This is a genomic window from Deinococcus ficus (assembly GCF_003444775.1).
GTDB classification, from domain to species: domain Bacteria; phylum Deinococcota; class Deinococci; order Deinococcales; family Deinococcaceae; genus Deinococcus; species Deinococcus ficus.
The window spans coordinates 553,638-580,015 of sequence record NZ_CP021081.1 but is presented as its reverse complement, the minus strand read 5'-3'; the positions used below and the strand labels follow the sequence as shown (position 1 = coordinate 580,015).

Annotated in this window: 29 protein-coding genes; 18 read left to right on the top strand and 11 right to left on the bottom strand. The window is 71.2% G+C overall.

Going from position 1 to position 26,378, the window contains the following annotated elements; translation table 11 throughout:
- Positions 1-110: 110 nt before the first annotated feature.
- The 3 genes from DFI_RS02900 to pgeF all read right to left on the bottom strand — a co-directional run bounded on the left by DFI_RS02900 (position 111) and on the right by pgeF (position 4,156).
- On the bottom strand, positions 111-2,777 hold the full coding sequence (locus DFI_RS02900) for an ATPase, T2SS/T4P/T4SS family (RefSeq protein ID WP_022800181.1): 2,667 nt from the start codon (positions 2,775-2,777) through the stop codon (positions 111-113).
- Positions 2,778-2,885: 108 nt separating this feature from the next.
- A complete protein-coding gene (locus DFI_RS02895) occupies positions 2,886-3,398 on the bottom strand; it encodes a YqeG family HAD IIIA-type phosphatase (protein ID WP_027463382.1) in 513 nt (170 codons plus the stop codon).
- Positions 3,395-4,156, bottom strand: a complete 762-nt coding sequence (pgeF, locus tag DFI_RS02890; RefSeq protein ID WP_027463381.1) for a peptidoglycan editing factor PgeF — start codon at positions 4,154-4,156, stop codon at positions 3,395-3,397. Before pgeF ends, DFI_RS02895 begins: the two co-directional genes overlap by 4 nt.
- 121 nt (positions 4,157-4,277) lie before the next feature.
- Between pgeF and DFI_RS02885 the strand changes: the two genes are divergently transcribed.
- The 8 genes from DFI_RS02885 (at position 4,278) to DFI_RS02850 (ending at position 10,975) form a co-directional block, all read left to right on the top strand.
- The gene (locus DFI_RS02885) at positions 4,278-5,081 is read left to right on the top strand and encodes an enoyl-ACP reductase FabI (protein WP_027463380.1); all 804 of its coding nucleotides are present in this window, start codon (positions 4,278-4,280) and stop codon (positions 5,079-5,081) included.
- A 4-nt stretch (positions 5,082-5,085) separates the two neighbouring features.
- The gene (locus DFI_RS02880; protein WP_027463379.1) at positions 5,086-5,397 is read left to right on the top strand and encodes a DUF6896 domain-containing protein; all 312 of its coding nucleotides are present in this window, start codon (positions 5,086-5,088) and stop codon (positions 5,395-5,397) included.
- Positions 5,398-5,435: 38 nt separating this feature from the next.
- Positions 5,436-5,726, top strand: coding sequence for an Asp-tRNA(Asn)/Glu-tRNA(Gln) amidotransferase subunit GatC (gene gatC / locus DFI_RS02875; protein WP_022800186.1), 291 nt, complete (start codon positions 5,436-5,438; stop codon positions 5,724-5,726).
- Positions 5,726-7,003 carry a serine--tRNA ligase gene (gene serS, locus DFI_RS02870; protein ID WP_027463378.1) on the top strand — a complete coding sequence of 426 codons (1,278 nt, stop codon included), beginning with the start codon at positions 5,726-5,728 and terminating at the stop codon, positions 7,001-7,003. The genes gatC and serS overlap by 1 nt, the downstream gene beginning before the upstream one ends.
- Before the next feature lie 164 nt (positions 7,004-7,167).
- Positions 7,168-9,090 carry an endonuclease gene (locus DFI_RS02865; RefSeq protein WP_027463377.1) on the top strand — a complete coding sequence of 641 codons (1,923 nt, stop codon included), beginning with the start codon at positions 7,168-7,170 and terminating at the stop codon, positions 9,088-9,090.
- Positions 9,091-9,132: 42 nt separating this feature from the next.
- Positions 9,133-9,672, top strand: coding sequence for a DinB family protein (locus DFI_RS02860; RefSeq protein WP_027463376.1), 540 nt, complete (start codon positions 9,133-9,135; stop codon positions 9,670-9,672).
- Positions 9,669-10,076: a hypothetical protein gene (locus tag DFI_RS02855; protein ID WP_022800190.1), complete on the top strand. Its 408-nt coding sequence runs from the start codon at positions 9,669-9,671 to the stop codon at positions 10,074-10,076. The genes DFI_RS02860 and DFI_RS02855 overlap by 4 nt, the downstream gene beginning before the upstream one ends.
- A 128-nt stretch (positions 10,077-10,204) precedes the next feature.
- Positions 10,205-10,975, top strand: coding sequence for an SDR family oxidoreductase (locus DFI_RS02850; protein WP_027463375.1), 771 nt, complete (start codon positions 10,205-10,207; stop codon positions 10,973-10,975).
- A 60-nt stretch (positions 10,976-11,035) separates the two neighbouring features.
- Here DFI_RS02850 and DFI_RS02845 read toward each other — a convergent pair whose 3' ends face one another.
- The 3 genes from DFI_RS02845 to DFI_RS02835 form a co-directional block, all read right to left on the bottom strand.
- Positions 11,036-11,341, bottom strand: a complete 306-nt coding sequence (locus tag DFI_RS02845) for a hypothetical protein (RefSeq protein WP_027463374.1) — start codon at positions 11,339-11,341, stop codon at positions 11,036-11,038.
- Position 11,342: 1 nt separating this feature from the next.
- Entirely contained in the window at positions 11,343-12,476 is a 1,134-nt protein-coding gene (locus tag DFI_RS02840) for a M20 family metallopeptidase (RefSeq protein ID WP_051307935.1), read from the bottom strand.
- Positions 12,477-12,570: 94 nt separating this feature from the next.
- Positions 12,571-12,786 (bottom strand): hypothetical protein, encoded by a 216-nt coding sequence (locus tag DFI_RS02835; RefSeq protein ID WP_022800194.1) that lies wholly within the window; start codon positions 12,784-12,786, stop codon positions 12,571-12,573.
- A gap of 478 nt (positions 12,787-13,264) precedes the next feature.
- On the opposite strand from DFI_RS02835, the gene cdaA reads away from it, so the two are divergent.
- The 5 genes from cdaA to rsfS all read left to right on the top strand — a co-directional run bounded on the left by cdaA (position 13,265) and on the right by rsfS (position 17,730).
- Entirely contained in the window at positions 13,265-14,164 is a 900-nt protein-coding gene (cdaA, locus tag DFI_RS02830; RefSeq protein WP_027463372.1) for a diadenylate cyclase CdaA, read from the top strand.
- The gene (locus DFI_RS02825) at positions 14,161-15,186 is read left to right on the top strand and encodes a CdaR family protein (protein WP_244940301.1); all 1,026 of its coding nucleotides are present in this window, start codon (positions 14,161-14,163) and stop codon (positions 15,184-15,186) included. Before cdaA ends, DFI_RS02825 begins: the two co-directional genes overlap by 4 nt.
- Before the next feature lie 86 nt (positions 15,187-15,272).
- Positions 15,273-15,995, top strand: coding sequence for a bis(5'-nucleosyl)-tetraphosphatase (symmetrical) YqeK (yqeK, locus tag DFI_RS02820; protein WP_022800197.1), 723 nt, complete (start codon positions 15,273-15,275; stop codon positions 15,993-15,995).
- On the top strand, positions 15,992-17,332 hold the full coding sequence (locus tag DFI_RS02810; RefSeq protein ID WP_244940300.1) for an LCP family protein: 1,341 nt from the start codon (positions 15,992-15,994) through the stop codon (positions 17,330-17,332). The genes yqeK and DFI_RS02810 overlap by 4 nt, the downstream gene beginning before the upstream one ends.
- Positions 17,329-17,730: a ribosome silencing factor gene (rsfS, locus tag DFI_RS02805; protein WP_022800199.1), complete on the top strand. Its 402-nt coding sequence runs from the start codon at positions 17,329-17,331 to the stop codon at positions 17,728-17,730. The genes DFI_RS02810 and rsfS overlap by 4 nt, the downstream gene beginning before the upstream one ends.
- A gap of 48 nt (positions 17,731-17,778) precedes the next feature.
- Here rsfS and DFI_RS02800 read toward each other — a convergent pair whose 3' ends face one another.
- Positions 17,779-18,270 carry a DUF3809 domain-containing protein gene (locus DFI_RS02800; RefSeq protein WP_027463370.1) on the bottom strand — a complete coding sequence of 164 codons (492 nt, stop codon included), beginning with the start codon at positions 18,268-18,270 and terminating at the stop codon, positions 17,779-17,781.
- A 19-nt stretch (positions 18,271-18,289) separates the two neighbouring features.
- Positions 18,290-18,553, bottom strand: coding sequence for a DUF3248 domain-containing protein (locus tag DFI_RS02795; protein WP_043778501.1), 264 nt, complete (start codon positions 18,551-18,553; stop codon positions 18,290-18,292).
- A gap of 91 nt (positions 18,554-18,644) precedes the next feature.
- Here DFI_RS02795 and DFI_RS02790 point away from each other — a divergent pair, with 91 nt between their 5' ends.
- Both DFI_RS02790 and coaD read left to right on the top strand, forming a co-directional pair.
- Positions 18,645-19,220 carry an RsmD family RNA methyltransferase gene (locus DFI_RS02790; protein ID WP_022800202.1) on the top strand — a complete coding sequence of 192 codons (576 nt, stop codon included), beginning with the start codon at positions 18,645-18,647 and terminating at the stop codon, positions 19,218-19,220.
- Entirely contained in the window at positions 19,217-19,750 is a 534-nt protein-coding gene (gene coaD / locus DFI_RS02785) for a pantetheine-phosphate adenylyltransferase (RefSeq protein WP_022800203.1), read from the top strand. Before DFI_RS02790 ends, coaD begins: the two co-directional genes overlap by 4 nt.
- A gap of 69 nt (positions 19,751-19,819) precedes the next feature.
- Here the strand turns inward: coaD and DFI_RS02780 are convergent, their stop codons facing one another.
- Complete coding sequence (locus DFI_RS02780) at positions 19,820-20,419, bottom strand: hypothetical protein (RefSeq protein WP_022800204.1); 600 nt, start codon at positions 20,417-20,419, stop codon at positions 19,820-19,822.
- A 174-nt stretch (positions 20,420-20,593) separates the two neighbouring features.
- Here DFI_RS02780 and DFI_RS02775 point away from each other — a divergent pair, with 174 nt between their 5' ends.
- The 3 genes from DFI_RS02775 (at position 20,594) to DFI_RS02765 (ending at position 24,577) form a co-directional block, all read left to right on the top strand.
- Positions 20,594-21,568: a polyprenyl synthetase family protein gene (locus tag DFI_RS02775; RefSeq protein WP_022800205.1), complete on the top strand. Its 975-nt coding sequence runs from the start codon at positions 20,594-20,596 to the stop codon at positions 21,566-21,568.
- A 373-nt stretch (positions 21,569-21,941) separates the two neighbouring features.
- Positions 21,942-23,195 carry a Glu/Leu/Phe/Val family dehydrogenase gene (locus tag DFI_RS02770; protein ID WP_022800206.1) on the top strand — a complete coding sequence of 418 codons (1,254 nt, stop codon included), beginning with the start codon at positions 21,942-21,944 and terminating at the stop codon, positions 23,193-23,195.
- Between the two features lie 77 nt (positions 23,196-23,272).
- Complete coding sequence (locus DFI_RS02765; RefSeq protein WP_027463368.1) at positions 23,273-24,577, top strand: Glu/Leu/Phe/Val family dehydrogenase; 1,305 nt, start codon at positions 23,273-23,275, stop codon at positions 24,575-24,577.
- A 73-nt stretch (positions 24,578-24,650) separates the two neighbouring features.
- Here the strand turns inward: DFI_RS02765 and DFI_RS02760 are convergent, their stop codons facing one another.
- Positions 24,651-25,082: a DoxX family protein gene (locus DFI_RS02760; RefSeq protein WP_027463367.1), complete on the bottom strand. Its 432-nt coding sequence runs from the start codon at positions 25,080-25,082 to the stop codon at positions 24,651-24,653.
- Between the two features lie 40 nt (positions 25,083-25,122).
- Positions 25,123-26,346: an MFS transporter gene (locus DFI_RS02755; RefSeq protein ID WP_027463366.1), complete on the bottom strand. Its 1,224-nt coding sequence runs from the start codon at positions 26,344-26,346 to the stop codon at positions 25,123-25,125.
- Positions 26,347-26,378 lie beyond the last annotated feature (32 nt).

Sequence of the window (26,378 nt, the reverse complement as noted above, 5' to 3'; positions counted from 1 at the left end):
GGTGGGGCGCCGGGGGAGCGCCGGGGTGAGGGGGCTACGCGCAGTGTAGGGGGTGCGGCGGGGCGGACCTGTGATGAACTCCCGGTGAGGGCCGGGCGAGCGGGGCGGGCTCAGTTGCTGGTGACGGCCAGGACCTCTTCCAGGGTGGTGCGGCCCTCCAGGGCCTTCTCGATGCCGTCCTGCCGGAGGGTCTTCATGCCGCTCTGCGTGAGGGCGACCTCCTTGATCTCGCTGGCGGTCTTCCCAGACCCGATGGCGTGGCGCAGGGGCTCGTCGATCACCATCAGTTCGTGGATGCCCATGCGGCCCTTGTACCCGGTGCCGCCGCAGCGGGGGCAGCCGGCGCCGCGCATCAGGTGCGCGCCCTGGATGTCCTTTTCCGTGATGCCCAGGCGGCGCAGGACGTCCGGGTCGGCGTTGGTGGGCTGTTTGCACTCCTGGCACACGCGGCGCACCAGGCGCTGAGCGAGCACCCCCACCACGGACGCGCTGATGTTGAAGGGCTCCACGCCCATCTCGTCCAGGCGGATGATCGCGCCGGGCGCGTCGTTGGTGTGCAGCGTGGCGAGCACCAGGTGGCCGGTCAGGGCCGCTTCCACGGCGATCTTCGCGGTTTCCTGGTCGCGGATTTCCCCCACGAAGATGATGTCCGGGTCCTGACGCAGGAAGGCGCGCAGCGCGCGGGCGAAGGTGAGGCCGGCGGTGTTGTTCACCTGCGACTGGATGATCCCGGGAATCTCGTACTCGACGGGGTCCTCGATGGTGGTGGTGTTCTTCTCCGGCACCGCGATGCGCTTGAGGGTCGAGAAGGACGTGAAGGACTTCCCGGACCCGGTGGGGCCGGTCACCAGGAAGATCCCGTTGGGTTTCTGGATCACGTCGCTGTAGCGCTGCATGTTGTAATCGCTGAATCCCAGCTGTTCCACCTCGGGAATGTTGCTGGCCTTCTGCAGCAGGCGCATCACGGCCTTCTCGCCGTACACCGTGGGCAGCGTGGACAGGCGCAGGTCGATGTCGATGCTGCCTTTCTTGAAGCGCACGCGGCCGTCCTGCGGGACGCGGCGCTCACTGATGTCCAGGTGCCCCAGGATCTTGATGCGGGCCAGCACGCTGGCCGCACTGGCCTTCGGGAGGGGCGGCTGCTCGCGCAGCACGCCGTCGATGCGGTAGCGGACGCGCACGGCCGTCTCGCTCGGCTCGATGTGAATGTCGCTGACGTCCTGCAGCGCCGCCTCGCGGATCAGGCTGTCCACCACGCGCACGACCGCATTGTCGTCCAGGCCGGCGGAGAGGTCCACCTCCTCGGCCGCTTCCTTCTTCCCGCCCTGGCTGAGCTGCTCGTTCAGGGCGGCCATGTCGTTGCTGCCGTAGTACCGCTCGATCAGGCGGGTGATGTCCTTCTCGGCCATCACGGCCGGGATCACCTCGCGCCCGGTCAGGAGTTTCAGGTCGTCCAGCGCGAACACGTTGCGCGGGTCCTTCATGGCGATCACGATCGCGTTGCCCTGGTAGCGCACCGGGATCACCGAGTAGCGCCGCGCGGTCTGCTCGGGAATCTCCTTGATCACCCCGGCGTCCGGCGGGTTCTGGATGGGGTCCAGGAAATCGTAGCCGAGCTGCGCGGCCAGCGAGCGGGCCAGCATCTCCGGGCTGAGCTTCCCGGACTGCACCAGCGTGTCCTCCAGGCGGCCCCCGCCGGAGTTCTGTTTTTCCAGCGCGGAGCTGATCTCGCCTTCCTCGGCGAAGCCGAGTTCCATGATCACCTCGCCCAGCGGCTTGACCTTGCCCTCGCGGGCCTGCACCTGCAGCGCCTCGCGCAGCTGCTCGCGGGAGAGCACACCCTCGTTCACCATCGCCTCGCCCAGCCGGCCGCGCTGCGGGTACAGGCGCTCGATCATGTTCTCCAGGTCGCGCGGGCGGGTCAGCACCAGGCTCACCGGGCGGCCCACCACGGCCTGAATGTCGTCCTTCTTGGTGGGGTCGCTGGTCACGACCGTCACGGACAGCACCGAGTCGTCCACCGGCACGGCGTTCAGGCGCAGCGCGTCGGCGCGGAGCATGCAGCCCAGCACCTCCTGCGACGGGTTGAAGTCCCGGGGGTTGTGCACGAACGGGTACCCGTACTGCTCGGCCAGGGACTCGTACAGCTGCTCCTCGGTGATGGCCTTCTGCGACACCAGCGTGACGCCCAGCAGGTCCCCGGTCTGCGCCTGCACGTCCAGCGCCGCCTGCAACTGCTCTTTCGTGATCAGGCCGCGGGAGACCAGCCGGTCCCCCATGCGTTCCTCCACCGGGGAGCCGCCCAGCGCCTCGTCCGCCTCGGGGACCGGCAGGTTCAGTTCGGGGTAGTGCGTGGCGATCGCCCACTGGATCTGGCTGCGCAGCGCCTGGTACACCTCGATGTCCATGTTGCTGTCGTCTTCCAGCGCCTCGATGCTCACGGTGGAGAGCGGATCCACCAGGGCCACGCGCAGCTTCCCGGCCTCCACCGCGAACGGGAAGGCGTGGTGGGTGCTGGCCGTCTCGGCGCGCACGCGCTTGAGGGCCTCCACGTCCGGGTTCACGATGGTGAGGTTCACCAGCGGAATCCCCAGCGCTTCCTCCACCGCCCGCGCGATGCGTTTCTCGGCGACGAGGCCGGTGTCGATCAGGACGTCCGCGAGGCGGCCCCCCACCTCGGCGTGCCGGGACAGGGCTTTTTGCAGGTCCGTGTCGTTGATGTACCCCTGTTCGAGCAGGATGGCGCCCAGGCGCCGGTCACCGATAGAAAGAGCCATGATCGTGTTCCTCCAGGAAAGTCAGGGGAGTGGGTGAGCAGGAAAGCGTGGGGGGCCAGCAGGGTAAGGCGCGGCCGGGAGGCGCCACGCCGGGAAGCAGGGGGGCACTCACGGCCGCTCCCAGTTGTTCCAGGCATGCCCGTAGCGGCGCAGCACCAGGCCTTCGAGGACCCGGGCGGCGCGGGTGTGCGGCAGCGCGTTGTCGGCCAGCGGACGGACGAGGATGGTGTGCAACCCGGCCAGATTACCGCCCAGCACGTCCGTGAACACCTGATCGCCCACCATGCCCACCTGCTCGGGCCGCAGCCCGAGTTTCCCCACGGCGCGGCGGTACGCGCGCGGGTGGGGTTTGCCGGCCATGCCGACCCCGTCGAAGCCGAGCCGGGACAGCCACAGGTCCGCGCGGCGGGACGTGGCGTTGCTCAGCAGGTACAGGCGGATGCCGGCGGCGCGCAGGTCGTGCGTCCAGGCGGCCATGTCGTGCTCGTCGGCGTAACTGCCGTACGGCACCAGGGTGTTGTCCAGGTCCAGCAGCAGGCCCCGCAGGCCCCGCGCAGCCAGGAATTCCGGCGTGATGTCCGAAAAGTGCGCCAGCACGTCGCCCGGCTTCAGGAGGCTCACGGCGCTCCCCCGGCGCTCCGGGCGGGCAGGCCGATCACGGCCCACATCCGGCCGGTCGTGCCGGCGTCCCGGCGGTACGAGTAGAAGTCCGGCTCGGTGGAGCAGCGGCCCGACACCCACACCTGTGCGTCCGGCAGGCCCGCGCGCCGCAGCACGGCGCGGTTCGCTCCGGCGAGATCCAGGTGCGTGCGGCCGCCGACGTTCAGCACGAAGTCCCCCAGGTCCGCCTCGCGGAACTGCCGGGCGACGTCCGCGCCGACCTCGTACCGCTCTCCGCAGATGCCCGGCCCGACCGCCGCGCGGATGTTCGCCGGTTCGGCGCCCAGAATCGTCATGGCCTCTACGGTCTGCGCCGCGATGAGCCCCACTGTGCCCTTCCAGCCCGCGTGCGCCGCGCCCACCACGCCCGCCACCGGGTCCTCCAGCAGCAGCGGGTAGCAGTCGGCCGTGCCGATCGCCAGCAGCACGCCCGGCGTGGCCGTCACCAGCGCGTCGCCCTCCCACACGCCGGGCGCCGTGACGGCTTGCACCTGTGTGCCGTGCACCTGGTTCAGCCGCGCGAAAGCGCCCTCGGGGAAGTCCAGGGCCTGAGCGAGCCGCCGGCGGTTTTCCTGCACGGCGGCCGGGTCGTCCGCCCGGTCGTCCAGGTTCAGCCCCGCGAACGCCCCGGCCGACACGCCGCCCGCCCGGGTGGTGAAGGCGTGCCGGGCCGACAGGTGGGGGGCATGCAGCATCAGAAGCTCAGTATTTCCAGCCATCTCTCACCACATTCTGACGCCCCGCGGCCCGCCGCGCCGCCCGGGAACTTCACACGCGCCCCGATCGGAAACCTGCACCCGCATCAACGCCCCCCCGGCGGGGTTGCTACATTCAGCGCAGATGAGCATCACACTCGACCTGTCCGGCAAGACCGCCCTGGTGATGGGCGTCGCCAACTCCCGCAGCCTCGGCTGGGCCATCGCGCAGCAGCTTCTCGCTGCCGGCTGCCGCGTGGGCTTCAGCTACCAGGGTGAGCGCCTGCGGGGCGAACTGGAAAAACTCACCGCGCCCCACCCCGGCACGTGGATCCAGCAGGCCGACGCCACCAGCGAAGACGACATGACCGCCCTGTTCGAGCGCGTGAGCACCGAGTTCGGCACGCTGGACGTCCTGGTGCACAGCATCGCGTTCGCGCCCCGCACCGCCATGGAAGGCCGCTTCCTGCACACCACCGCCGACGACTGGAACACGGCCCTGAACGTCAGCGCCTACACCCTGGTGTCCGCCGCCCGGCACGCCGAACCCCTGATGCCGAACGGCGGCAGCATCATCAGCCTCACCTACCACGCCTCCCGGCAGGTCGTGCCCAAGTACAACGTCATGGGCGTCGCGAAAGCCGCGCTGGAAGCCGCCACCCGCTACCTCGCCGCCGACCTCGGCGACCGCGAGATCCGCGTGAACACCATCAGCGCCGGCCCCATGCGCACCATCGCCGCGCGCAGCATCCCCGGCTTCGGCGGCCTGTACGACAAGGGCGCCCGCAACGCCGCCTTCGGCCGCAACGCCACCCCCGAGGAAGTGGGCAAACTGGCCCTGTTCCTGCTCTCCGACCTGAGCACCGGCGTGACCGGCCAGACCATCTACGTGGACGCCGGCCTGAGCATCATGACCGTCAAGGAAGGCAGCCCCGAAAGCAAGGACTGAACTGGTGAGCGGGTCCCTGACCCGGGAGGAGGTGCAGGCCTACGAGACGCAGGTCAGGCACCTCCTTGGCCGTCTGGCGCAAACCTATGGACCGGTCACGCTGGACCGCATCTGGAACGATGAGCTGCCCCAGTCCGGGCAGGTCGGGGACATCCGATTCTGGTTTCATGGGACCGGGGGAACGGCCCGTATGGGCACGGTGAGCATCTCCTGGGACTGGCAGGAGGACCAGCGTACGCTTGAACTTGATCCGTGGAAGGTGCGGCAGACCCTCCAGAGTTTCCGCGCACCAGATGTTCCGGGTGCGGAGGAGTAGGCCGGGCATCACAGCCTGCCCCTCGTATACTCCGGGGCATGATTGATGTGGCGGAGCTGGATCATTTGGCAGCGCTGGCGCGGCTGCACCTGAACCCGGGGGAGCGGGAGGCCATGACGGCCGACCTGAACAAGGTCCTGGGGTACTTCGAGCAGCTGTCCAGTGTGGACACGGACGGCGTGGCGGAAATGCAGCGGCCGGTGACGCTGGTGAACGTGCTGCGCGAGGATGAGCCCGGCGAGGTGTTCCCGCAGGCGGTGGCGCTGTCCCTGGCGGCCGAGACGCAGGACGGCCAGATTCGCGTGCCGCGCACGGTGGAGGCGGACTGATGCTGGACCTCCGTTTCATTCGTGAGAACCCGGACGCGGTGCGCCGCGCCATTCAGGTCAAGGGCACGCCGCTGGACCTGGATGAGGTGCTGACCCTGGACCGTGACCTGACGGCCCTGAAGCAGCGGGTGGAGTCCCTGCAGGCCGAGCGCAACGCGAACGCGAAGCTGGTCCCGAAGGCCAGTGCCGAGGACCGCCCGGCGCTGATTCAGAAGGGCAAGGACCTGGGCGAGGAGCTCAAGGGTCTGGAACCGGCCCTGCGGGCGCATGAGGACCAGTTGCGGCAGCTACTGCTGCGCGTGCCTCAGGTTCCGCACGCGGACGTGCCGGTCGGCGCGGACGACTCGGAGAACGTGGAGCTGCGCCGTGAGGGGACGCTGCCCGAGTTCAACTTCCAGCCGTGGGATCAGGTGGAGTTGCTTGAAAAGCAGGGCTGGGCGGACTTCGAGCGGGTGGCGCGGGTGTCCGGCAGCCGCAGCTACCTGCTGAAAGGGGACGCGGCGCTGCTGGAAATGGCGATTCAGATGTTCGCCATGCAGTTCCTGGCCGCGCGGGGCTTCACGCCGCTGAGCACCACGGCCCTGGTGCGCCCGGAGACGCTGGTGAACAGTGGGCATTTCCCCGGCGACGAGGAGTCCGTGTACAAGATGGAAGGCGACGAGCTGATGCTGGCCGGCACGGCGGAAGTGCCCGTGAACAGCCTGTACGCCGGGGAGCAGCTCTCGCACGAGCAGCTGCCGCTGACGTTCGCGGCGATCAGCGGCGCGTTCCGTCGCGAGGCCGGGAGTGCCGGCCGGGACGTGCGGGGCCTGATCCGCGTGCACGAGTTCCGCAAGGTCGAGCAGTACGTGCTGTGCCGCGCCGACGAGCAGGAGGGCATGCAGTGGTTCCAGACGCTGCTCGGCAACGCCGAGGCGCTGCTGCAGGCGCTGGAACTGCCGTACCGCGTGATTCAGAACTGCACGGGCGACATGGGGGCCGGGAAGGTCCTCATGTACGACATCGAGACCTGGGTGCCCAGCGAGGAGAAGTACCGCGAGACGCACAGCTGCTCGTACCTGGGCGACTGGCAGGCGCGCCGGACGGGCCTGCGTTACCGCGATGAGGACGGCAAACTCGTGTACGCGCACACCCTGAACAATACCGGGATCGCCACGCCTCGCATCCTGGTGCCGTTCCTGGAAAACCACCAGCAGGCCGACGGCACCATCCGCATCCCGGCGGCGCTGCAGCCGCTGATGGGCGGCCGGGCCGTGATCGGTCAACCCGTCCGCTGACCTGATCGTCACTCCAGCCCGCCTGCATGGTCTTCATGGCATGCAGGCGAACTGTTTCTGCAGTCTCTCCTGGCATTGAAGCGCTTGCGCAGCAGAGGCGCATTAAGTTTTGCACTTACTCAAATCCTCTTCTTACGTCCATACCTGACTGCTAGGGTGAGTGAATGGACATTCCCCCTGAGGTGCTGACCGCCACGCAGGCCCGTTTCGTCCGCCGCGACCCGCAGCGGACGGTGAATCTGGAGCGCCTGACCGCGGGCGGGCCACTGGCGGCCGAGGCGCCGGCGCGGGTGGAAGCGCGCCTGACGCGGGTGGGCGTGCCGCTGGGGGACGCGCAGGCGCTGGTCGAGGGACAGGAGGACTTGCCGGCAGTGGCGGCGCGGCTGCCGGAGGACGTCCGGCACCGGCTGGAACGGGTGCTGGGCGCGAACGATCTGGTGAACGTGGCGTACCTGGATCTGGCGCGGACGGCGGCGCGGGCGGTGGGGCGGATCGTGCTGCGGGACAGCCGGGGCCGCACGGTGGGGTTCGGGACGGGCTGGCTGTGCAGCGCGCGGACCATCCTGACGAACCATCACGTGCTGGACAGCATGGCGGCCGCGCAGTTCAGCGTGATCGAGTTCGATTACGAGCTGAAGCCGGACGGGACCCTGCGTGAACGGACGACGTTCGAGCTGGACCCGCAGGCGCTGTTCGTGACGTCCGCGCCGCTGGATTACTCGCTGGTGGCGGTGAAGGGGGACGCGGGGGCGTTCGGGTGGCTGCCCTGCTTCGGCAGTGCGGACAAGCACGTGCTGGGCGAGGCGCTGAGCATCGTGCAGCACCCGAGCGGCAAGCCAAAACAGGTGGCGCTGCGGGAGAACCGGCTGGTGGACCGCCTGCCGGACTTCCTGCATTACGAGACGGACACGGCGCCCGGCAGCAGCGGCAGCCCGGTCTTCAACGACGCCTGGGAGGTCGTGGCGCTGCACCACAGCGGCGTGCCGCGAACGGACGCGCAGGGCCGCCCGCTGCGGCGCGACGGCACCCCGCTGAAACCCGGGGACGCCGACACGGACATCGACTGGATCGCGAACGAGGGCGTGCGGGTGAGCCGCATCCTGGAGGACCTGCGTTCGCGGGCGGACCTGCAGGGAAACGCCCTGGTGGCGGGCGTGCTGAGCGGCACGCTGCCCCCGGTGACGGAGGCGGCGCGGGCCTCCGGCGTGGTGCTGGACCTGGGCGCGGTGACGCCCGGCGTTGACGGCCGGGTGACGCTGCCGGTGACGGTGCAGTTGCGCGTGCCGGTGGCCGGCCCGGCACCCACGCCGGTTCCGGCCCCGGGCGCGTACCTGGACCCGCGGGACGCGGAGGTCGCGGAGGCGTACTACACGGGCGTGGACGCGCAGGCGGACCCGGAGGCGCTGTTTGCGGCCCTGTCGGCGCTGCTCGTGCGGACGCATGAGCGCCGGCCGGCGTACGATCCGGCGCGGCGGCTGTACCCGGTGGTGGACGTCTGGCCGGACGGGAAACTGCGGAGCCTGTACAGCGGCCGGGAGCACGCGCCGCAGGAATTCATCGCCGCGGACCTGCTCACGGAGGGCCGGCGGGTGGCGCTGGCCGCGCGGGAGAACCTGAACGTGGAGGCGCTGGAGGAGGCGCTGCCGTACAACTGCGAGCACGTGGTCCCGCAGAGCTGGTTCGGGAAGCAGGAGCCGATGCGCGGTGACCTGCACCACCTGTTCGCGTGTGAGCCCGGCTGCAACAGTTTCCGGGGAAACACGCCGTACGCGGACTTCGCGGATTACGGCGAGGTGGTGCGCGGCGACTGCGGCAAGCGGGAGCCGGGGCAGTTCGAACCGGCGCGCGGGAAGGGCGCGGCGGCGCGCGCGACGCTGTATTTCCTGCTGCGGTACCCGGGGGTGGTCCGGCAGTACGGCCCGGAGGAGCTGGGCACGCTGCTGGCGTGGCATGCGGCGGACCCGCCGGGCGACTGGGAGCGGCACCGCAACGCGGCGATTCACGCGGCGCAGGGGAACCGCAACCCGCTGATCGACCGGCCCGGTTGGGCGGCGCGGGTGGGGTTCGCGGCAGGACTGGCCCGCTGAAATGGTGGGGCCGCGCGGGGCGGCCCCTGTACACTGCCCTGCATGACGAAACCTCTGCAGGACCCGGGCGTGCTCCGGGCGATGGGTGAGACGCCGGACGACGTGCGCGCCGGGCTGGTGCGGGAACTGGACGCGCTGGAAGCCCACCTGCGCACCCGGCAGGCCGACTGGACCCGGGTGCAGCCGGGCCGGGAGTGGAGCCCGGCGCAGGAGCTGGAGCACGTGATGAAGATCGGGGACAGCATCGTGCCGCTGTTCCGGCTGCTGACGTCCGACCGGGAACTGCGGCCCACGCCCCAGACGCCCGGGGTGCTGAAAGACGGCCGGCGTCAGGCCCCGGCGCCCTCCCTGCCCTCGGAGGACGGGGTCGCGTGGGCGGACTGGGAGGCGCGCTGGGCGGCGCACCGCGAGGCGCTGGTGGCGGGGGCAGCCGGGGTGTGTGAAACGCCGGGCCGGACGTACTGGCATCCCTTCTACGGCGAGCTGGACGCGCTGGACTGGCTGCGCATGGTGTCCGGGCACATCCGGGGCCACCGGGAGCTGCTGGAACGCAGCGCGGCGGCGGAGCCCACGCCGTCATGAGCGAGAAGGGCGTCCGTGGGTTCGAGCTGGACGTGCACGTGACCTTCAGCCGCCCGCTGACGGTCGCGGAGGCCACGGCGGCGCTGCTGGCACTGGAGGGTTTCACGGTGGAGCTGTACCGCCCGCACCCGGCGGCGCTGGTGCGCGGCACGGAGGGCGAGGTGCCGGACGCGGTGCCGGGCGCGCGCCTGACCGGGCCACTACGGGACCCGGAAGCGGTCCGGGCGGGGCTGGCGGCGCTGCTGCAGGGGCCGGCGCGGACGGTGGAGGTGGGGCAGCGCGGGTTCCTGCGCTCGGCAGACGGCCGCACGGAGTGGATGCCGTGGCGGCGGAACGTCGTGAAGTCCCGCCAGGACACCGCCGCCCTGACCTTTGAGGAGGGCGTCCGGACCGTGCTGGAGTAGGCCCACGGGGGCGGGACAGCTGCCCGGGGGTGCGGGCGTAGCCTCAGCGTGATCCGCCTTCCGTCCCGGTGCCGGCCGGACTGTCCGGCTGGCCTGCCCGGGGGAGGGACGGGTGCTGGAGGCCGGCGATGAGGGTGCAGGACAAGGTCATCGTGGTGACGGGCGCGGCGTCGGGGATGGGGCTGGCGATGGCGCAGCGCTTCACGCAGGAGGGCGCGCGGGTGGTCGCGGCGGATCTGAATGCCGGGCGGCTGGACGCGGCGGTGCGGGGCATCCAGGCGGCGGGCGGGGCGGTGGTGCCGTTTCAGGGCAGCATGGCCGAGCAGGCGGTCGCTGAGGGTGTGATCGACGTGGCGGTGCGGGAGTTCGGGCGGCTGGACGCGCTGGTGAACAACGCCGGAATCATGGATTACATGGCGGCCGTGGGGGACGTCACGAACGAGGTGTGGGAGCGGGTGCTGGCCGTGAACCTGCACGGGCCGATGTACGCGATGCGCCGCGCGGTGCAGCAGATGCTCTCGCAGGAGACGCCGGGGGGCAGCATCGTGAACGTGGGCTCCACCGCCAGCCTGAGCGGGGGCGCGGCCGGGGCGGCGTACACGACGTCCAAGCACGCGCTGCTGGGCCTGACGCGCAACACCGCGTGGCAGTACGCGCAGCGCGGGATTCGCTGCAACCTGATCGCGCCCGGCGGCACCGCCACGAACATCGGCGAGAGCATGCCGCAGGACCGTCTGGACCCGGTGGGCGCGCAGCGGGCCGGGGCGTTCGCGCAGCTGATTCCGCAGTACCTGCAGCCGTCGGACATCGCGAGCCTGGCGCTTTATCTGGTGTCGGACGAGTCTCGGATGATCAACGGCGCGGTGATCACTGCGGACGGTGGGTGGATGGCGCTGTAGCGCCCTGAGAAGGCGATGGGCGCGGCTGGGTTTACCGCCGCGCCCGTGGTCGGTGACCGGTCAGTCCTCCCAGTCCTGCACGGGAATGAACTCCACGCCGCTGGCCTCGGTGTGGGTCACGGCGTAGCGGTCGTCGAAGTGCACGCTGATCTCCCCACGGTCGAAATGCTGCGGGGACACCACGCCCTTGCGGAACACGTACCCGCCGCCGTCGGCCACGGCGATGTGGGCCTGTTTCGTGAAGCGGATTTCCACGGTCTCGCCGTGCGGGCGCGTGCGGACGCGCACGCGGAATGTCTGCGCGTCGTCCTGCTTCACGTGGGGGTCGGCGGGCGCTTTCGGGGTGCGGCGGAACAGGCCGAACATCTCAGGCGTCCAGCATCAGGCGGTGCAGGAGCCGCACGTGGTCGGGCCAGCGGTCCAGGCGGACGTGTTCGTGGCTGGCGTGGGCGCCGTCCCCGGGGGCGCCCAGGCCGTCCAGGGTGGGCGTGATCGGCGCGGTGAAGTTCCCGTCGCTGCCGCCGCCGACGATCTCCCCGCCGATCTCGAAGCCCAGGTCCCGGGCGATGGCCTGCGCCTGCCCGAACAGCCGGGCGGCGCCGGGCGTCTGCTCGAAGGGTGGGCGGTTCAGGCCGCCGCTGACGGTCAGGGTGACGCGCGGGTCGCTGGGCGTCAGGGCGTTCACGTCGCGAATCACGCGCTCGGCCTCGCTCAGGGTGGAGATGCGCAGGTCCACGTCCAGCTGGGCGTGGGCGGGGATCACGTTCACGGCGCTGCCGCCCTGGATCAGGCCGACGCTGAGGGTCGTGCCGATCTCCGGGCGGGCCAGGGCGTTCAGGGCGAGGACGGCCTCGGCGGCGGCGGTGATGGCGCTGGCGCCCAGTTCCGGGCGGTTCCCGGCGTGGCTGGCGACGCCTTCGAAGGTCAGGGTGAAGGTGCCGGTGCCCTTGCGGCCCACCTTCAGGTTGTGGCTGTCGGACACCGGGGGTTCCACGACCAGGGCGGCGCGGGCGGCGTGCGCGGCCGCCTCGATATGAGCGCGGCTGCTGTGACTGCCGGTCTCCTCGTCCGGGGAGAGCAGCACACTCACGCCCCCGGCCGGCCAGTGGCCGCTGGCATGAAAGGCGCGCAGGGCGTGGAACAGGCTCACGATGCCGGCCTTCATGTCGTACGTGCCGGGGCCGTACAGGCGCTCTGAGTCCTGCCGGAAGGGCATGCGGTCCAGCGTGCCGGTGGGCCACACGGTGTCGGCGTGCGTGAGCACCAGCAGCGGCTGTCTGGCGGCCGGGTCCAGCCCGAAGTCGAAGGTGCGGGTGCCGCCCGGCAGGGCGCGGGTGGTGGCGCCCAGGTCGCGCGCCCAGCCCTCCACGACGTCCATGACGCGGCCCACGGCGACCGGGTCGCTGGAGGGGGATTCGATCAGGGTGAGCTGTTCGAGGTCGGCGATCATGGCCTGCAGGTCCGGGGTGAAGGCGGCCGGGCCGGGTGCGTGCGTGGTCATGGGCGAATGGTAGTGCAGCGCCGTGAGGGTACACGCCGGGGCCGGCCGCAACAAGGCCCGCCCCGGCGTGCGGGGCGGGCCTTCAGGGGGAACGTCAGGCGAGCAGGGACAGCTGCTGCGGGCTGACGGGCATGGTCACGCGGCCCTTGAGGTACAGGTCGTCCAGGGCGCGGGGGCCGAACACGCGGGCGAGGGTGGTGCTGGTGACCTCGATCACGCGCGAGCCGATGCGGGCGCGGACGATGTCCAGGGTGCCGGGCACCCAGGTGCAGGAGAGTTCATGCGGCGGTTCGGTGCGCTGTGGGGACATGAGATTCCTCCCGGAAAAGAAGTGAAATGGAGTGTGGATGAGGGACGGAACGCCCTGCGCCGGGCCATGAGGGCCGTGCGGGGTCGTCACGCGGGTGACGGTTGAGCTGGTCGAAAGGCCGGGCCGCATTGCGGGACCGTGCAGAACACAGACGCCAGGGCCGGAGGTGCGGCCGGGGCGAGCAGAGAGGGTCGTGGACCGGACTTCCGGTATCTTCAGAATACCGTCCAGGATGAAAATTAAAGGGGAGAAACGGCCCGTGCGGCCTTAAGGGAAGGATCATTGATGCCCGGGCCTCCCTGGCCCGGCGCAGCCCGGATCAGGTGCGGATCAGACTGTGGCGGCACGCGCCGGACCGCGCCCAGGACGCCCTATAGTGAACCGAAGTTCAGTTCGTTCCGGCCGTGGCCCCCGCCCCGCGCCTCCGCTCCCCTTTCCCGTGCGCCACGGACCCGCCAAGGAGTGCTGCCCCGCCGCCATGCTCACGCCCATCGGACAGATCACCTTTCAGGACGTGCTGGACATCGCCCTGGTGACCTTTCTGATCTACCAGGGCTACCTGCTGGTCGCCGGCACCCGGGCCTTCAACGTGGTGCGCGGCATCCTGGTGTTCGCCACCGTGTGGGGCGCGGCGCAGCTGCTGGGCCTCACCACCCTCAGCACGCTGCTGGGCCGCGCCGGCACGGTCGGGCTCTTCGCGCTGGTCGTGCTGTTCCAGCCGGAACTGCGGGCGGCCCTCGAGCGCGTCGGCCGGCCCCGCGGACGCGAGGGCACCGACGGCAGCGCCGTGCTGCAAACCCTGGCCCGCGCCATGGAACGCCTCGCGGAGCGCAAGACGGGCGCCCTCATCGCCATCGAGCGCAAGACGCCGCTGGGCGAGTACGCCGCCACCGGCGTCACCCTGGACGCCGTGGTGAGCGTGCCGTTCCTGGAGGCGCTGTTCGCCCGCAACGCCCCGCTGCACGACGGCGGGGTGATCATTCAGGGCTCGCGAGTGGTGGCGGCGGGGTGCCTGTTCCCGCTGCAGTCCAGTGACGGCACGTACCGCCGCTACGGCACCCGGCACCGCGCGGCCATCGGGCTGTCGGAACTGACGGACGCGGTGGTGCTGGTGGTCAGCGAGGAACGAGGCAGCATGCGCGTGGCGCTGGGCGGGAAGCTCGGCCCGGACCTGAACGGCGCCGAACTGCGCGAGCAGCTGCGGCGTCTGGTGTACGAGGCGCAGATCGGCACCGACGACCTGGACGCCGTGGACCCCGAGCCCTTCCCCACCCTGGAACGCGGGCCGGAACGGGCGGTGGAGAGGCCGGCCGCCGACGCCCCCGAGGGCACCCCCGGGGCGACCAAGGCCACGGTGCACGCCGGGGAGCGCCCGTGACGCCGCCCGGCCGGAGCGGGCCGCTCCTGGACCGCTGGGGGCAGGTGCTGCGGCGCTGGGTGGACCCCCGCTACGCCCGGGAGCGCACGCTGCACAACATCGGCCCGAAACTGCTGGCGCTGGCGGTGGCCCTGGCGCTGTGGTCGCTGTCCACCGCGGACCGCCGGGCGAACGTGGAGCAGCGGTACGACGTGCCGGTCACGGTGGTGGACAGCACCGGCGGGCGCGGCACGCGGGCCACGTCGGCCCTCACGCCGGAATCGGTGCGGGTGACGCTCTCGGGCCGCCCGGACCGGCTGCGGCAGCTCAGCGGCCGCAGCATCGAGGCGCTGGTGGACGTGACCGGCGCGCCGGAAGGCAGTTTCACCCGGAACGTGCGCGTGATCGCCCCGACCGGCACGCGGGTGCTGCGCCTGGAACCCGAGCGCGTGCAGGGCTTCGTGGACACCGAACTGACCCGCACGCTGCCGGTGCTGCTGAGTGTCGCGGCGCCCTCGGAGTCCAGCCTGCCGCGCTTCCAGGTCAGCCCCACGCAGGTGCAGGTGAGCGGCCCGGCGCGGGTGGTCACCACGGTCCGCCGGGTGGTGAACACCCCCGTGGTCCTGGCGTCCGGCGCGACCGCCGAGGTGCCGCTGATCGCGCTGGACGCCCAGAACGAACCCGTGGAGGGCGTGATGACCATGCCCGCGACCGCCACCGTCTCCCGCCTGGATTCCGGCGAGGTGCCGGTCAAGACGGTCACGGTGGTGCTCAGTCCGCCGCCCGCGAACCTGCGGGTGACGTCCGCCAGCGTGCAGCCCAGCGGCGTGCGCCTGGTCGCCGACCCGGAACTGCTCGCGCGGCTGCGCGAGGTGACGGGCAGCGTGGAGTACCGCGTGGGCACCTATACCGCCCCGGTGCGGCTGCAGGTGCCGGCCGGCGCGCAGGCGCTGGAGAACGTGACCGTGCGCCTGACCGTGGAAGCCCGCCCGGCCGAGGGGACCGCGGCCCCGCGCCCCCCCACCTCCCCCGCCGCGCCCTGAGGCCGGGCGGGCCGCAGGAACAGACCGGCGTCAGCTGCGGGGCGTATACTTGCCGGCATGATGTGGGGTTCACGCCACATGGTTCGATGACCGCGCCACTCCTTCTGCCCTGCCCGTCCGCGCCGTCCTGGCTGGAATGGGAGGAGCGCGTGCGGCTGATGGTCCGCCCGCGCCGTTTCGAGCACGTGCAGCGCGTGGCGGAACTCGCCCGCCAGATCGCCCTGACCAACGGCCTGGACGCCGAGCGGGCGTACGTGGCCGGCATCCTGCACGACATCGCCCGGGACCTGCCCGACAGTGAACTGCTGCGCCTCGCGCCGCCCGAGTGCGACATCGACGCCCACCACCCGCTGGCCCTGCACGGCCGGGCCGCGCGGGTGTTGCTCGAACGCTGGGGCTACACCGACCCGGTCGTACTGGAGGCCGTCGAGGACCACACCACCGGGCCGCGCGGGGGGGGCGGCGTGTCGGCGTGCGTGTACATCGCCGACGTCTCCGAACCCGGGCGGGGCGTGAACCACGACATCCGCGAGCTGGCGCTGGTGGACCTGGACGAGGCCCTGAACCGCGCGATCGTCTCGAAGGTCACGTACCTGCAGGGGCGCGGCATTCAGGTGCATCCGCGCACGCTGGCGTGCTATCACGCTCTGCCGTGCCACGCGGCCGGCACCCCCGACATCTCCAGGAAGGACACCGATTTGCCCGTACCCCCCTCTGCCCCACCGGCCTGCTCCGGCGCCGAAGCGCTGCCCCCGGCCCCGCCCTCCTCCCCTGCCGCGCGCCCGCGCCGTTCCGGCAGGCGGCCTTGACCGGCCCTGACGCCCTCCGGGACCCGCGCGGGGACCGGCCGGCGCTGGGCGTCCGGCGGCGCCTGGCGGGCCTGCGGGCCCTGCAGGTGTTCGGGCTGAGCCTGGCGGGCCTGACGCTGGGCGGCCTGGCGCTGCTGAGCACCGGCGGGTACGCGCCGGAGGCGGCGGCGGGCAGCGTGGCCCCGCGGTTTTCCGTGCTGCTGGCCGGGCGGGACATCGTGTACTGCTACTACCGTCAGCCGTGCAAAGACCAGGACCAGCGGACCGGGCTGGCGCAGCCGCCGAACACCGACACGGTGATGCTCGTGAAGGTGGACGGCTCGCAGGTCACGGTTCTGAGCATCCCGCGGGACACGAACGTCGGGGAGTTCGACCCGCAGCGCAGCCGCGCGGAGCAGAAGGTGAACAGCCAGTACTTCTCCGGCGGGCCGGAAGCGCTGCTGCGTGCCGCAGAGACCATCACGGGCGAACCGGTGCGCAGTTACGTGATCGTCCGCACCGATTACGTGGAGCGGGTCATCGACGCGCTGGGCGGCCTGGACGTCACGGTGCCCGAAGGCGGGATCGAGTGGGTGGATCAGGCGGCCGGCGTGAACCTGAAGCTCGCGCCCGGCGAGCACCACCTGAACGGCAAGGACGCCGCGCTGTTCCTGCGGGTCCGCAAGGGCTTCGGGGACGATTACGGCCGCATCGACCACCAGAAGCAGGCGCTGACCCAGCTGGCTGCCCGCCTGCGCTCCGCGCAGGGCCTCGCGGCGCTGCCCACCATCCTGGGCGGCATCGGCAACGGCGTGGAGACCAACCTGGACCCCAACCTGCTCACGGCCATGCGGCCCTTCCTGCCGCAGATGAAGCTGTCGTTCGCGACCCTGCCCACCGACCCCATTCCCGGCACCTTCAACCTCGCCGTGAACCGTGAGCGGCTCGCGGCGGTGTGGGGGGACGCCGGGGCGCAGGCGCCCACCCCGACCGCCCTGCCGGACGTCCGGGTGCGGATCGAGGACGCCAGCGGGGCGAAGCTGGGCTTAACACTTCAGCGTGCCCTGAAGGCCCTGGGGTACGCTCAGGTGTCCACCGTGACCATCCCGGAAAGCCGCGAGGCCAGTCAGGTGTTCACGCAGGACGCCGTGACCGAGGCGACGTTCCTGGCCGGCGCACTGAACCTGCCCCGGCTGCAGGGCGAACGCTTCCCGGTTGGCCCGCGTGAAATTGGCATCTACCTGACCGCCGACGCCCGTGACCACCTTCCGGCCCTGGCCCGCATGCGCGACGCGTTCGCCGCGGCCGGCGCGCCGGACCTCACCGCCCCCACCCAACCCACCACGGAGACCCCATGACCGACAAGACCATCACCACCCCGGACCGGCACGCCCAGCACGACGCGCAGGTCCACACGCAGCTGCGGGCCATCGTGGACGCCGCCCGGGAACGCCGCGCCGAGGACGTCACGGTCCTGGACCTGACCGACGTGAGCAGCACCCTGGAGTACTTCGTGATCTGCACCGCCACCGCCGGACTGCAGCTGAACGCTGTGCAGGAGAACATCCGCGAGAAGGCCCAGGAGGCCGGGCTGCCCCGCCCCAGCGTGGAGGGCCCCAGTGAACGCTGGCTGCTGCTCGCGTTCGGCGGGAGCATCGTGGTGCACATCATGACCAAGGACGCCCGCGAGTACTACGACCTCGAAGGCCTGTGGAGCGACGCCCGGGTGCTGAACTTCCCCGAAGCCGACGCCTGAGCACGCACCCAACGAGAACCTCCCCTGGCCGGGGAGGTTTTTTTGCGCTCAGGAACCCGGGAGGGCCCGGGCGATGCCGGCCGGCAGCTCGCGGGCCACGCGGTCCAGGGTGCGGGCGGCGGCGGCCTGCACCATCTTCTCGAAGGCTGCGCCGCCCCAGCCCTCGGTGGCCGGGAGGGTCAGGTGCGCGCGGAACCGGAAGTGGAAAGTGAGGGGGTATGCGCCCGACCCGTCCGGGTCGCCGGGCACCTGCGCCTGTCCGCGCACCTCCATCCAGGCCCGCTCCCCGGCCAGGGGCTCGGGGTGCAGTTCGGCGCCGTCCGGGGTGAGGTGCAGGCGGCTGTGGAAGGGGAGGTCAGCGTCCCCCATGACCGGCAGGGGCACCACGAGTTCGCCGCGCACGCCGTCCGGCGCGGCACTCAGCGCCCGCAGGAAGCGCACCTGGCCGAGCGCCTGGGCCGGGGAGCGCACGAACGCCAGGGCGGCGGCGTGCGGGCCGGGGTGCGGCAGGGTGAAGGTCTGTTCAGCGTCGAGAATCATGGCAGGTCCGGTCGGGGGGTCAGTCCACCCACTCCACGATCACGCGGCTTTCTTTCAGCGCTTCCTGCAGTTCGGCGTCACCGGCGCTGCGCAGGCGCGGCAGGTGCGCGAAGCGGGGCGTGGCGCTGGCGTAACCCAGGCGCACGATCACGTCGTCACTGAGTTCGTCCTTGCCGATGCGCCACACGAGCTGCCCGCCGAGCGCTTCCAGGTGCCGCTCCAGGTCGGCGGGCAGGGCCGGCGCGCTGCCGGGCTCCGGTGGAAGGTCGGGCAGGTCAGTCATGCGTGGCATTGTACGCGGCCCGCCGGAGCGCGGGGGAACGCGGGGGGCTGGGGGCGGGCCCCTGGTACGCTGGGGCGGTGAAGGGAGCAGGATGAGCGTACGGATTCTGGGCGGCACGGCGAAGGGCCGCTCGTTGCAGGTGCCGGACAGCGCCCGGCCGAGCGGCGCGCGGGTGCGCAAGAGCCTGTTCGACCTGCTGGCGGCGCGCGCCCCGGCGGGGCCGTTCCCGGCGTTCGTGGACCTGCACGGCGGGAGCGGCGCGGTGGGCCTGGAGGCCGCCAGCCGCGGGTACCGCGTGACGCTGGTGGAAAAGGACCCCCGGGCGGTGCGGGCATTGGAGGCGAACGCGCGGGCGCTGGGCCTGCCGGCGCGGGTGGTGCGCGGAGACTCGCTGGCGCTGCTGCCGCGCCTGGGAACCTTCGACGTGGTGTTCAGCGACCCGCCGTACGAGGCGGACATGCCGGCCGTGACTGCGGCGCTGCTGGCAAGCGCCGTGGTGCGGCCCGGGGGGCTGCTGGTGTGCCAGCACCCGGACCGTCTGAGCCTGCCGGAGCACGCGGGATTCACGCGGGAGGTCCGGGCATACGGGAGCAACACCCTGACCCTGTACTGGCGGGACGAGGAGTGGCAAGGCGGGCAGGCGGGCGGTAGTGTGGGCGGCGAATGAACGTCGTGTTCTCCGGCTCGTTTGACCCGATCACCAGCGGCCACATGGACGTCCTGACCCGCGCGTCACGGATGTTCGATCACGTGACGGTGACGGTCATGCACAACGCCCGCAAGCAGGGCCGCCACCTGTTCACGCTGGAGGAACGCTTGGCGATTCTGGTTGAGGCGACCGCGCACCTGCCGAACGTCAGCGTGGACACCTTCGGGGGCCTGCTGGTGGACTACATGGCGCAGCAGGGCAAGGGCATCATCATCCGCGGGCTGCGGGCCGTGTCGGATTACGAGTACGAGCTGCAGATCGCGCACCTGAACCGGCAGATCGGGGAGGTGGAGACGATCTTCATCATGGCCGCCACCCGCTGGAGTTTCGTGAGCAGCAGCATGGTGCGCGAGATCGCCAGTTACGGCGGGGACGTCTCCGAGATGGTGCCCAAGGCCAGCGCGAAGGCCCTGCGGGAGAAGTTCGCCGCCGAGTACGCCGAGCGGGCCGCGCGGCAGGCCGCCGAGGCGACCGGTTCGCCCGCCTGAGCAGATAAGAAGCAAAGGAGAAGGGCGGTCCGGAATTCCGGACCGCCCTCTCCCCTGTGGTGCTTGGGTTCAGTGGCCGCTCTGGCCCAGGCGCTCGCTCTGCAGCTGGCCGCCGCCGATCACGTCTTCCAGGCGCAGGGCGCCGTACTTGCGCATCAGGGACAGGGCCTCGTCGGCGCGCCGGCCGCTGGGGTCGCGGGCGATGACCAGGGTGTGGCCGTTCTTCACGCCGCCGTACAGCTTCTCGGCGTGGGGGCCGGGCACGCCCATGCGGCGCAGCAGGTTCACGAAGTCGCCGTGGTCGCTGCCGCTCAGCGCGCCGAACAGGATGCCCAGGCCCAGCCCGGCGATCAGGCCGAACAGGATGCTGGTCAGGCCGCCGTCGGCGTAGATGCGGGTGTCGGGGATGATCATGAGCAGCACCCACACCGGCACGGTGAGGGCGAGGCTGGCGACGGCGCCGAGCAGGCCACCTTTGATGATGGCGCCGCTGCCGGCCGGCTGGCCCTGTTCGGGGCTGACGCCGGTGGCCTGCGCGACGCTGTTCTGGGCGACGACGTCGGTCATGGCGAAACCGAGGTGGTCGCGTTCGAAGCCGCGGGCCTTGAGGGCTTCGAGGGCGCCCTGGGCCTGGGCAGGTTCGCGGAAGAGAGCGACGACACTTTCCATAACCGTGTTTTTACCATGCGGTCAGGGGCCAGTGCGAGGGACGCCCCCACTCTCGTCCCCCGCCTGGCGTGCCGCCCGGGCGCCTGAATCCTTCACTGCGTGGGGGACGCCGCCAGTCGCCCCTGGGGCGGGCGGGTACGTTCCGCCCGGCGGGGTTTCCCTATACTTGCCCGCATGGTTCAGACCCGGAATGTGGCGTTGCCCGACGCGGCCTTCGAGGACCGGCTGCGCGAGGTGCTGCGCTCGCGGGTGGAGTTCATCGAGCTGATCGGTGAGGATCTGGTCGCGGCGGGCGGGAAGCGGACCCGGCCGATGATCGCGTTCCTGGCCGCGCAGGTGCTGGGCGCCAGCCCGGCGCGGGTGGGCTGGAAGAATGTGGTGGACCTGGGCGTGTGCGTGGAACTGCTGCACAGCGCCTCGCTGCTGCACGACGACCTGATCGACGACTCGGACACGCGCCGCGGGCACGTGACGGCCTTCCGGCGCTTCGGGAACGTGGTGAGCGTGATGAGCGGGGATTTCATGCTCTCGCGCCTGCTGATGCTGCTGGCGCAGATGCCAGGCAGCGCGGCGTTGACGCACGCCTTCGGGCAGACGGCCAGTGTGATCTGCGAGGGCGAGGTGCTGCAGTTCCAGGTGGCGGCGTATCAGGAGTACACGCTGGAGAACTACCTGAACGTGATTCACGGCAAGACGGCCGCCCTGACGGAACTCGCGGCGATGAGCCCGGCGCTGCTGCTGGGCGCCCCGGAGGAGGTGCGGGAGGCGCTGGCGGCGTTCGGGCTGGAGTACGGCATGGCCTTCCAGATGCAGGACGACCTGCTGGACCTGCTGGGCGAGGAGGCCGTGATCGGCAAGCCCGTGGGCGGGGACCTGCGTGAGGGCAAGGCGACGCTGCCGCTGCTGTACCTGCTGGAAGGTCCGCACGGGGACGAGGTGCGCGACGTGCTGGAGCGCCGGGCCGCGCAGGAGGGCGACGTGGAGCGGGTGCGGGCGCTGGCGCGGGAGAGCGGGGTGCTGGAGCGCACGCGGGAGGAGATCCGGCGGCGGGCGGGGCTGGCGGCGCAGGCGCTGGAGGCCCTGCCGCGTTCGGAGGCCCGGGACGCCCTGGCGGCCCTGGCGGAGCGGGAGCGGGCCCGGTCCCACTGAGGGGTGGTGAGGCGCGCTAAGCTCTCATCTGACGCATTACAATTGAAATGTTGCAGGGAGAAATCTGCACGATTTGCCGCCCGAACCCGGGGGGCGGCGCAATCCCGCAGCGCGCCCCAGACAGATGTCCCGGAAGGCACCCTGAACGCAATATCTGTGCCGAGTTCAGGCTCAGGAGCGCAATTGAAGAGGGGTTGACGCGCCCCCAAATCCCGGATACAACGGGGACGGTTGACAAGAGCTAGACAGGCCATCCGGACGCCGGAGGCCCGTGACAGGCGAACCGCGCTGAGCCCACAACCCCTCAGCCCGGCGCCTGAGCCCGGAGTGCCGGACTGCGGTCAGGCCACCACCGGAAAGGAGATCAAAGCGAATGCGGGGATCAGGACTCAACTGGCAGGGCCTCATGGAACAACTCCAGCAGGCGCTGCCGCATTGCGCCGTGACGGAGCAGTCGCTGGCCTACTTCAAGTACCCCAAACGCACCCTCAGCGTGAACCTGCCCGTGCGGATGGACGACGGCACGGTCCGCATGTTCCGTGGGTACCGCACCGTGCACAGCACCGCCCGCGGCCCCAGCATGGGCGGCGTGCGCTACCGCGCCGGGGTGAACGCCCACGAGTGCGAGGTGCTCTCCGCCATCACCACCCTGAAAGCCGCCGTGGCCGACGTGCCCCTCGGCGGCGCGACCGGCGGCGTGGACGTGGACCCCGAAACCCTCAGCGCGCATGAACTCCAGGGCCTGACCCGCCGCTACACCAGCGAACTCGTCGAACTGATCGGCAAGCAGGAGGACATCCTCGCGCCCGACATCGGCACGAACGAGCAGATCATGGCCTGGATCTACGACGCCTTCGCCGAGGACGTCGGCGAGGCCTCGGCCGGCGTGGTCGTCGGCAAGCCGCTGATGCTGGGCGGCACCTACCGCAGCAAGGACGCCCGCGGCCGCAGCGCCGTGGTGATCGCGCAGCGCATCCTGGACGCCCAGGGCCTGCCGCTGAAGAACATGACGGTCGCCGTGTACGGCCACGGCAGCACCGGCCGCCGCGCCGCCCAGACCCTCGCCGAACTCGGCGCGCTGGTGGTCGCCGTGTCCGAATCCGACAGCGCCACCTACGCCAGCGGCGGCCTGGACGTCGCCGCGCTGGCCGAGCACCACGCCACCCAGGGCACCCTGCACGGCTTCGCGGGCGGCACCGACATCACGCCCGCCGAGGCGCTGGAACTGGACGTGGGCCTGCTCGTGCTCTCCCACGACTACGGCACCATCAACGCCAGCAACGCCCACAGCGTCCGCGCGCGCTTCCTCGTGGAAGCCACCAACCGCGCCGTCCTGCCCGAAGCCGAACGCTACCTCGCCGGCCGCGGCGTGCAGGTCATCCCCGACCTGATCGCCAGCATCGGCGGCGTGATCGTGAACTACCTCGAATGGGTGCAGGGCGCCAGCAACTTCTTCTGGACCGAAGACGAGATCGTCGCCGCCATCGACGTGCGCGTGAACGCCGCCCTGGACGACGTGCTCGCCACCCAGAAGGACCGCAACGTGCCGGACCTGCGCACCGCCGCGTACGTCCTGGCCCTGGACCGCCTGAACAACGCCGTCGTGATGCGCGGCGTGTACCCGTAACCCCACCCGCCCGGGACACGGCCCAGCCGCTCCGCCCGCCCCGCCCCTGCCACTCTTCCCGCCTGGAGGCAAGCCACATGACGGTCACCACGCCCGACAGCCCCATCAAACACCAGATTCCCAGCTACCTCGACCCGAACAACATCGGGCCGTACGAGATCTTCCTCGAACAGGTCGAGCGCGTCACCCCCTACCTCGGTCACCTGACCAAGTGGGTCGAGACCCTCAAGCGCCCCAAGCGCATCCTGGTCGTGGACATCCCCGTGCACCTCGACGACGGCACCGTCGCGCACTTCGAGGGCTACCGCGTGCAGCACAACACCTCCCGCGGCCCCGCCAAGGGCGGCGTGCGCTTCCACCAGGACGTCACCCTGAGTGAAGTGATGGCCCTGAGCGCCTGGATGACCATCAAGAACGCCGCCGTGAACCTCCCCTACGGCGGCGGCAAGGGCGGCATCCGCATCGACCCGCGCAACTACAGCCAGTCCGAACTCGAGCGCATCACCCGGCGCTACACCAGCGAGATCGGCCTGATCATCGGGCCGGAAAAGGACATCCCCGCGCCCGACGTGAACACCGGCCCGCAGACCATGGCCTGGATGATGGACACCTACAGCATGAACGTGGGCCGCACCGCGACCGGCGTCGTGACCGGCAAACCCATCAGCCTGGGGGGCAGCCTGGGCCGCAGCGACGCCACCGGCCGCGGCGTGTTCGTCACCGGCGCCGAGGCCATGAAGAAACTCGGCATGCCCATGGAAGGCGCCCGTATCGCCGTGCAGGGCTTCGGGAACGTCGGTGAGGCCGCCGCCCGCATCTTCCACGGCGCCGGCGCGAAGATCGTCGCCATTCAGGACGTCACCGGCACCATCGTCAGCGAGAAAGGAATCGACCCCGCCAAGGCCCTGGCGCACCTCAAGGCCACCGGCAAGATCACCGGCCTGGAAGGCACCGAGGAGATCACCCGCGACGAGTTCTGGAGCGTGGACTGCGACGTGATGGTCCCCGCCGCGCTGGAAAAACAGATCACCCTGGCCAACGCCGGGCAGATCAAGGCCAAACTCATCGTGGAAGGCGCCAACGGCCCCACCATCCCCGCCGCCGACGACCTGCTCGCCGAGAAGGGCATCACGGTCGTCCCGGACGTGCTCGCCAACGCCGGCGGCGTGACCGTGTCGTACTTCGAGTGGGTGCAGGACTTCAGCTCCTTCTTCTGGACCGAAGAGGAGATCAACAACCGCCTCGACCGCATCATGCAGGACGCCTTCCGCAGCCTGTGGGACGTCAAGGAGCAGCACGGCGTGACCCTGCGCACCGCGGTGTACATCGTCTCCTGCACCCGCGTGCTCGAAGCGCGCGCCCTGCGCGGCCTGTACCCCTGAAGCCCCGCCCCGCACCCCGGGGCTGAACAGAACCAGAACCCGCCCGGCACAGTTACGCTGCCGGGCGGGTCTCTTACCTGCGGCGGGCGCGCCAGGCCGACCAGGCCCCGGTGGACCACAGCGCCCACGCCACCAGCACCGGCTGGAAGAACAGCCGGATCAGCCGCGCCCGGTCCGAGTTCAGCCCGAACGCATCCTGCCGCGACACGTACTGCGACACGTTCCCCGGAAAGATCAGCACGAAGAACGCCGCGAGCAGCCACCCCACCGTCACCCGCTGCCGGGGCAGGGCCAGCAGCGCCGCCCCGAACCCCAACTCCACCACCCCGGACGCCAGCACCACGAGGTCCTTGTCCAGCGGCAGCCAGGTGGGCACCTGCGCCTGGAACTCCTGCCGCTGCGTGGTCAGGTGCCCGGTTCCGGCGGTCAGCATGGCCGCCCCCAGCAGCCAGCGGGCCACAGTCTGAAGGGCGGACGGGCGGGAAGCGGGAAGGGAACGCGCCATGCGCCCAGCATGCCGCCCCGTGCCCGCCCTGCGCTACGCCTCAGCCTGCAATGAGCGGAGCCTTCGGGAGGTCCCGCCGGTGGGCCCAGCGCCCGCCCAGCCCCAGGGCCGCCGCGGTGCACAGCAGCCCGGCGCCCACGATCACCCCGGCCTCCCCCACCCATCCAGTCAGCCCCGCCAGACCGGCCAGGACGGGCAGGGCACCCAGGGCGGCGGAGACGTTCACCGCGGCGAACACCCGGCCCAGGACCTCGCCCGGCACGCTGCGTTGCAGGGTGGTGGTCGTGGTGATGCCCACGACGTCCAGCAACGCCCCGCAGACGAACATGGCCGCCAGCGCCAGGGGCACACTGTGCCCCAGACCGACCACGGCGAGGGGGACGCCGGACAACCCGAAACTCCACAGCAGTTTCCGGAAGGGCCGGTCCTCCAGGTGCAGGTGGGGCACCAGGGCCGCGCCGGCCACCCCGCCCAGCGTCAGGGCCGTGAACAGCAGACCGTACGCCGACACCCCCCCGGCGTTCAGGGCCTGCGCCCAGGGCACCAGCGTGATCTCCAGCGCCCGCCAGGCGGCGTTGCTGACCAGAGACACGCCCAACACCATCAGGACGAGCGGGTGCCCCAGGGCGACGCGCCACCCGGTGCGGAAGTCCTGCCAGAAAGTCACCGCCTGTGCCGGCCGGGCCGGAGCGAGGAAGGTCAGGCGGGCAATCACGGCCGCCAGCAGCACAAAGCTGACGGCATTGAACGCGAACAGCGGCGCCGCACCCCACATGGTGAACAGCACGCCCGCCAGGGCCGGCCCCAGGGACCCGGCCACCTTCCCGGTCAGGCTCAGCAGCGCATTCCCGGACGCCAGCTGCTCCCGCGGGAGCAGGCCAGGAACGGCCGCGCCCAGGGCCGGGCCGGCCAGGCCGTCCAGGCACTGCAACGCGAAGGTCAGGGCCAGGGCCAGCCACAGCGTCTCCCCGTTCACGAACAGGAACGCGGCGGCGACCCCGGCGTTCCCCAGGTGCGTGACGACCAGCAGGCGCTTCTTGTCGCAGCGGTCCACGGCCACGCCCAGCACGGGTTGCAGCAGCAGTCGGGCGGCCACGCGCGCCGCCCACAGGCCCGCCAGCGCCGCGACACTCCCGGTCAGCTGAAACAGCAGGAGGCTCAGGGCGATCACGTTCATGCTGTTGCCCAGCCCGGAGAGCAGATGCGCGCACAGGTAGGAAGGAAAGCCCGGGGTGTCCAGGGCGGGAAAGGTGCAGTTCAGCATGCAGAGTCTCCAGGGAAAGGTGGGGCGAGGTC

Excerpts from the sequence above, each read along its gene's own strand:
- DFI_RS02900 (WP_022800181.1), bottom strand. The coding sequence starts at position 2,777 with ATGGCTCTTTCTATCGGTGACCGGCGCCTGGGCGCCATCCTGCTCGAA.
- pgeF (WP_027463381.1), bottom strand. The coding sequence starts at position 4,156 with ATGGCTGGAAATACTGAGCTTCTGATGCTGCATGCCCCCCACCTGTCG.
- DFI_RS02885 (WP_027463380.1), top strand. The coding sequence starts at position 4,278 with ATGAGCATCACACTCGACCTGTCCGGCAAGACCGCCCTGGTGATGGGC.
- gatC (WP_022800186.1), top strand. The coding sequence starts at position 5,436 with ATGATTGATGTGGCGGAGCTGGATCATTTGGCAGCGCTGGCGCGGCTG.
- serS (WP_027463378.1), top strand. The coding sequence starts at position 5,726 with ATGCTGGACCTCCGTTTCATTCGTGAGAACCCGGACGCGGTGCGCCGC.
- DFI_RS02865 (WP_027463377.1), top strand. The coding sequence starts at position 7,168 with ATGGACATTCCCCCTGAGGTGCTGACCGCCACGCAGGCCCGTTTCGTC.
- DFI_RS02860 (WP_027463376.1), top strand. The coding sequence starts at position 9,133 with ATGACGAAACCTCTGCAGGACCCGGGCGTGCTCCGGGCGATGGGTGAG.
- DFI_RS02855 (WP_022800190.1), top strand. The coding sequence starts at position 9,669 with ATGAGCGAGAAGGGCGTCCGTGGGTTCGAGCTGGACGTGCACGTGACC.
- DFI_RS02850 (WP_027463375.1), top strand. The coding sequence starts at position 10,205 with ATGAGGGTGCAGGACAAGGTCATCGTGGTGACGGGCGCGGCGTCGGGG.
- DFI_RS02845 (WP_027463374.1), bottom strand. The coding sequence starts at position 11,341 with ATGTTCGGCCTGTTCCGCCGCACCCCGAAAGCGCCCGCCGACCCCCAC.
- DFI_RS02840 (WP_051307935.1), bottom strand. The coding sequence starts at position 12,476 with ATGACCACGCACGCACCCGGCCCGGCCGCCTTCACCCCGGACCTGCAG.
- DFI_RS02835 (WP_022800194.1), bottom strand. The coding sequence starts at position 12,786 with ATGTCCCCACAGCGCACCGAACCGCCGCATGAACTCTCCTGCACCTGG.
- cdaA (WP_027463372.1), top strand. The coding sequence starts at position 13,265 with ATGCTCACGCCCATCGGACAGATCACCTTTCAGGACGTGCTGGACATC.
- yqeK (WP_022800197.1), top strand. The coding sequence starts at position 15,273 with ATGACCGCGCCACTCCTTCTGCCCTGCCCGTCCGCGCCGTCCTGGCTG.
- rsfS (WP_022800199.1), top strand. The coding sequence starts at position 17,329 with ATGACCGACAAGACCATCACCACCCCGGACCGGCACGCCCAGCACGAC.
- DFI_RS02800 (WP_027463370.1), bottom strand. The coding sequence starts at position 18,270 with ATGATTCTCGACGCTGAACAGACCTTCACCCTGCCGCACCCCGGCCCG.
- DFI_RS02795 (WP_043778501.1), bottom strand. The coding sequence starts at position 18,553 with ATGACTGACCTGCCCGACCTTCCACCGGAGCCCGGCAGCGCGCCGGCC.
- DFI_RS02790 (WP_022800202.1), top strand. The coding sequence starts at position 18,645 with ATGAGCGTACGGATTCTGGGCGGCACGGCGAAGGGCCGCTCGTTGCAG.
- coaD (WP_022800203.1), top strand. The coding sequence starts at position 19,217 with ATGAACGTCGTGTTCTCCGGCTCGTTTGACCCGATCACCAGCGGCCAC.
- DFI_RS02780 (WP_022800204.1), bottom strand. The coding sequence starts at position 20,419 with ATGGAAAGTGTCGTCGCTCTCTTCCGCGAACCTGCCCAGGCCCAGGGC.
- DFI_RS02775 (WP_022800205.1), top strand. The coding sequence starts at position 20,594 with ATGGTTCAGACCCGGAATGTGGCGTTGCCCGACGCGGCCTTCGAGGAC.
- DFI_RS02770 (WP_022800206.1), top strand. The coding sequence starts at position 21,942 with ATGCGGGGATCAGGACTCAACTGGCAGGGCCTCATGGAACAACTCCAG.
- DFI_RS02765 (WP_027463368.1), top strand. The coding sequence starts at position 23,273 with ATGACGGTCACCACGCCCGACAGCCCCATCAAACACCAGATTCCCAGC.
- DFI_RS02760 (WP_027463367.1), bottom strand. The coding sequence starts at position 25,082 with ATGGCGCGTTCCCTTCCCGCTTCCCGCCCGTCCGCCCTTCAGACTGTG.
- DFI_RS02755 (WP_027463366.1), bottom strand. The coding sequence starts at position 26,346 with ATGCTGAACTGCACCTTTCCCGCCCTGGACACCCCGGGCTTTCCTTCC.